This is a genomic window from Tessaracoccus antarcticus (genome assembly GCF_003688855.1).
Classification (GTDB): domain Bacteria; phylum Actinomycetota; class Actinomycetes; order Propionibacteriales; family Propionibacteriaceae; genus Arachnia; species Arachnia antarctica.
The window spans coordinates 1-5,522 of record NZ_REFW01000009.1 but is presented as its reverse complement, the minus strand read 5'-3'; the positions used below and the strand labels follow the sequence as shown (position 1 = coordinate 5,522).

The window sequence follows — 5,522 nt, the reverse complement described above, 5'->3', positions numbered from 1 at the left end:
AAAAAAATACCCCCTGGGGTTACCAGGGGGTATTTTGTAAGTCCGGCGGCGTCCTAGTCTCCCACAGCGTCCCCGCTGCAGTACCATCGGCGCTGAGAGGCTTAACTTCCGGGTTCGGGATGGGACCGGGTGTTTCCCTCTCGCCATGGCCACCGAAACACTATGGAAACAGTGTCGGTAATCCGGCAAAAGCACAACCATTATTGTGTTGTGTTTGCGGTTCCCGACCGTATCTCGAGAACCTCACAGTGGACGCGTAGCATCTTTGTAGTAATAAACAAGCCCTCGGCCTATTAGTATCGGTCAGCTCCATACCTTTCAGTACTTCCACATCCGACCTATCGCCCTGTGGTCTACAGGGGGCCTTACCAGATTATTCTGTGGGAGCCCTCATCTTGAAGTGTGCTTCCCGCTTAGATGCTTTCAGCGGTTATCACTTCCCAACGTAGCCAACCAGCCGTGCCCTTGGCAGGACAACTGGCACACCAGAGGTTAGTCCGTCCCGGTCCTCTCGTACTAAGGACAGCTCTTCTCAAGACTCCTACGCGCGCAGCGGATAGGGACCGAACTGTCTCACGACGTTCTAAACCCAGCTCGCGTGCCGCTTTAATGGGCGAACAGCCCAACCCTTGGGACCGACTACAGCCCCAGGATGCGACGAGCCGACATCGAGGTGCCAAACCATGCCGTCGCTATGGACGCTCGGGCAAGATCAGCCTGTTATCCCCGGGGTACCTTTTATCCGTTGAGTCCTGGCGCTTCCATGTGCCACCAGAAGATCACTAGTCCCGACTTTCGTCCCTGCTCGAGATGTCCCTCTCGCAGTCAAGCTCCCTTGTGCACTTACACTCGAAACCTGATTACCAACCAGGCTGAGGGAACCTTTGGGCGCCTCCGTTACTCTTTGGGAGGCGACCGCCCCAGTCAAACTACCCATCAGGCACTGTCCCTGATCCAGATAATGGACCTAGGTTAGATAACCAGAGTGACCAGAGTGGTATTTCAACGATGACTCCACCCGAACTGGCGTCCGGGCTTCAAAGTCTCCCACCTATCCTACACAAGTCACACCGATCACCAATACCAAACTATAGTAAAGGTCCCGGGGTCTTTCCGTCCTGCTGCGCGTAACGAGCATCTTTACTCGTAATGCAATTTCGCCGAGTTCGTGGTGGAGACAGCTCCCAAGTCGTTACTCCATTCGTGCAGGTCGGAACTTACCCGACAAGGAATTTCGCTACCTTAGGATGGTTATAGTTACCACCGCCGTTTACTGGGGCTTAAGTTCAGCGCTTCGCCGAAGCTAACACTTCCCCTTAACCTTCCAGCACCGGGCAGGAGTCAGTCCGTATACATCGTCTTTCGACTTAGCACGGACCTGTGTTTTTAGTAAACAGTCGCTTGGGACTGGTCTCTGCGACCTTCAACGCTTTGCACAGCAAGTGTGCTCACGCATCCGGTCCCCCTTATCCCGAAGTTACGGGGGCATTTTGCCGAGTTCCTTCACCACGATTATCTCGATCGCCTTGGTATTCTCTACCTATCCACCTGTGTCGGTTTGGGGTACGGGTGGCTAACAACTCGCTCACGAAGCTTTTCTAGGCAGCATAGGATCACTCAATCCAACACCAAAGTGTCAGACCCATCATGTCTCAGGCTATATGAGACGCGGATTTGCCTACGTCTCGCCCTACGCACTTAGCCCGGGACAACCAACGCCCGGGATGAGCTACCTTCCTGCGTCCCTCCGCAGCTTGCCTACTACGAGTTCGGGTCACAGACTCAGCCTGTCTCAGTCCGAAGACATCCACAAGCCTTGCGTGTTTAGCATCACTCAGTTCAGCACGGTCGTTGTTTCGCCAGTACGGGAATATCAACCCGTTGTCCATCGACTACGCCTGTCGGCCTCGCCTTAGGTCCCGACTTACCCAGGGCAGATTAGCTTGACCCTGGAACCCTTGGATATTCGGCGGACGGGTTTCTCACCCGTCTTTCGCTACTCATGCCTGCATTCTCACTCGTGTGCTCTCCACGGCTGGGTCACCCCGCCGCTTCAACGCGCACACGACGCTCCCCTACCCATCCGTACGACCTCACGATCATATGTACGAATGCCATAGCTTCGGCGGATAACTTGAGCCCCGCTAAATTGTCGGCGCAGAATCACTTGACCAGTGAGCTATTACGCACTCTTTCAAGGGTGGCTGCTTCCAAGCCAACCTCCTGGTTGTCTGCGCAACTCCACATCCTTTTCCACTTAGTTATCGCTTAGGGGCCTTAGCTGATGATCTGGGCTGTTTCCCTCTCGACTATGAAGCTTATCCCCCACAGTCTCACTGCCGCGCTCTCACTTACCGGCATTCGGAGTTTGGCTGATTTCGGTAAGCTTTTGGGCCCCCTAGACCATCCAGTGCTCTACCTCCGGTAAGAAACACGCGACGCTGCACCTAAATGCATTTCGGGGAGAACCAGCTATCACGGAGTTTGATTGGCCTTTCACCCCTATCCACAGCTCATCTCCTCGGTTTTCAACCCAAGTGAGTTCGGTCCTCCACGACGTCTTACCGTCGCTTCAACCTGGCCATGGATAGATCACTCCGCTTCGGGTCTAGAGCACGCGACTGAATCGCCCTATTAGGACTTGCTTTCGCTACGGCTTCCCCACACGGGTTAACCTCGCCACGTACCACTAACTCGCAGGCTCATTCTTCAAAAGGCACGCCGTCACCCCCACCACCCGAAAGTGGCATAAGGCTCCGACGGATTGTATGCGATCGGTTTCAGGTACTATTTCACTCCCCTCCCGGGGTACTTTTCACCATTCCCTCACGGTACTTGTCCGCTATCGGTCACCAAGGAGTATTTAGGCTTAGCGGATGGTCCCGCCAGATTCACACGGAATTTCAGGGGTTCCGTGCTACTTGGGGTTACGCTCAGGAGTGATCAACTTACGTGTACAGGAGTTTTACCTTCTTCGCTGTGTCTTTCCAGAACACTTCAACTTCATTGATCATTTCTTACTCCTTGACCAGATGACAGCCTGGTCCAAACGGCCCCACAACACCCACATTGCAACGCCTGTCAGCTATCACACAATGCAGGTTTGGCCTCTTCCGCGTTCGCTCGCCACTACTTACGGAATCACTATTGTTTTCTCTTCCTGTGGGTACTGAGATGTTTCACTTCCCCACGTTCCCTCCAACTGCCCTATATATTCAGGCAGAGGTCGCCGGACATGACTCCGGTATTTCGAGGTTTCCCTATTCGGAGATCCCAGGATCAAAGCTCGTTTACCAGCTCCCCTAGGCTTATCGCAGGTTACAACGTCCTTCTTCGGCTCTTGGTGCCAAGGCATCCACCGATCGCACTTAGTAGCTTGTTAAAATTTCTACAAAGATGCTCGCGTCCACTGTGAAGTTCTCAAAATACGGGCGAGCCCACAACCCCGAAACCCCACAAAGAGGCAACAGAATCAGTGGTCCGCTAGAAGGCGTCGCAATAAAGCAACCGACCCTTCAGGACCCAACAGCGTGCTCGGGCCACACCCACCCACCATCCGCGTTCCACTCCCCCACCAAAGTGAGAGTTGTACTTGCATCCAATGAACAGATGAGGCTTCACAGTCAATGTTCCACATTCCGGTGCCTGCCTGGCCGGCGACGAACGCACCGATACCAGACAAAATTGGACAACCCACAAAAGCAGGCTGCCAAAGGCTCCTTAGAAAGGAGGTGATCCAGCCGCACCTTCCGGTACGGCTACCTTGTTACGACTTAGTCCTAATTACCGGTCCCACCTTCGACGGCTCCCTCCCACAAGGGGTTAGGCCACCGGCTTCGGGTGTTACCGACTTTCATGACTTGACGGGCGGTGTGTACAAGCCCCGGGAACGTATTCACCGCAGCGTTGCTGATCTGCGATTACTAGCGACTCCGACTTCATGGGGTCGAGTTGCAGACCCCAATCCGAACTGAGACCGGCTTTTTGGGATTCGCTCACCCTTGCAGGTTTGCAGCCCTTTGTACCGGCCATTGTAGCATGCGTGAAGCCCTGGACATAAGGGGCATGATGACTTGACGTCATCCCCACCTTCCTCCGAGTTGACCCCGGCGGTCTCCAATGAGTCCCCGGCATTACCCGCTGGCAACATTGGACGAGGGTTGCGCTCGTTGCGGGACTTAACCCAACATCTCACGACACGAGCTGACGACAGCCATGCACCACCTGTAAACCGACCATAAAGGGGCATCCATCTCTGGATGTTTCCGGCATATGTCAAACCCAGGTAAGGTTCTTCGCGTTGCATCGAATTAATCCGCATGCTCCGCCGCTTGTGCGGGGCCCCGTCAATTCCTTTGAGTTTTAGCCTTGCGGCCGTACTCCCCAGGCGGGGTACTTAATGCGTTAGCTGCGGCACGGAGAACGTGGAATGTCCCCCACACCTAGTACCCACCGTTTACGGCGTGGACTACCAGGGTATCTAAGCCTGTTTGCTCCCCACGCTTTCGCTTCTCAGCGTCAGGAAAGGTCCAGAGAACCGCCTTCGCCACTGGTGTTCCTCCTGATATCTGCGCATTCCACCGCTCCACCAGGAATTCCATTCTCCCCTACCTTCCTCAAGTCTGCCCGTATCGGAAGCAGGCTCAGGGTTAAGCCCTGAGTTTTCACTCCCGACGTGACAAACCGCCTACAAGCTCTTTACGCCCAATAAATCCGGACAACGCTCGCACCCTACGTATCACCGCGGCTGCTGGCACGTAGTTAGCCGGTGCTTCTTCTCCCACTACCGTCACAAAAAGCTTCGTCATGGGTGAAAGCGGTTTACAACCCGAAGGCCGTCATCCCGCACGCGGCGTTGCTGCATCAGGCTTTCGCCCATTGTGCAATATTCCCCACTGCTGCCTCCCGTAGGAGTTTGGGCCGTATCTCAGTCCCAATGTGGCCGGTCGCCCTCTCAGGCCGGCTACCCGTCGAAGCCTTGGTGAGCCATTACCTCACCAACAAGCTGATAGGCCGCGAGTCCATCCTTGACCGCCAGAACTTTCCAACCCCGAAGATGCCTCAGAGGTTGAATATCCGGTATTAGCAGCTGTTTCCAACTGTTATCCCAGAGTCAAGGGTAGGTTACTCACGTGTTACTCACCCGTTCGCCACTCGTGTACCCCCGAAGGGGCCTTACCGTTCGACTTGCATGTGTTAAGCACGCCGCCAGCGTTCGTCCTGAGCCAGGATCAAACTCTCCGTTGAAAAATTTCAGGCCAAACCCCGAAGGGCTTGTTTTACCTTCAACATTAAATTTGATGTACCTGACAGACTCCATTGCTGGATCTATCATTTAATCAAAGGAATCCGCTACCAACCCCAAAGGGAAGGCAGACGGGTTTCGCACCACAACCAACACGAATGTCAGCTGCAATAGTGCATTTTTGGCATTGACTTTAAGCACGCTGTTGAGTTCTCAAGTTTCGGGTGCATCCCTCACTCCCAGGAACAAGTTCCTGTTGCATTCGGGGCAACTCGGT

Annotated in this window: 3 rRNA genes; all 3 read right to left on the bottom strand. The window is 54.4% G+C overall.

Features of this window, described 5'->3' with window-relative positions:
- Window positions 1-40: 40 nt before the first annotated feature.
- Window positions 41-157 (bottom strand): 5S ribosomal RNA (rrf, locus tag EAX62_RS16455).
- Window positions 158-273: 116 nt separating this feature from the next.
- A 23S ribosomal RNA gene (locus EAX62_RS16450) occupies window positions 274-3,382 on the bottom strand.
- A 342-nt stretch (window positions 3,383-3,724) separates the two neighbouring features.
- Window positions 3,725-5,247, bottom strand: a 16S ribosomal RNA gene (locus tag EAX62_RS16445).
- The 16S, 23S and 5S rRNA genes sit together here, the layout of an rRNA operon.
- Between the last annotated feature and the right edge of the window lie 275 nt (window positions 5,248-5,522).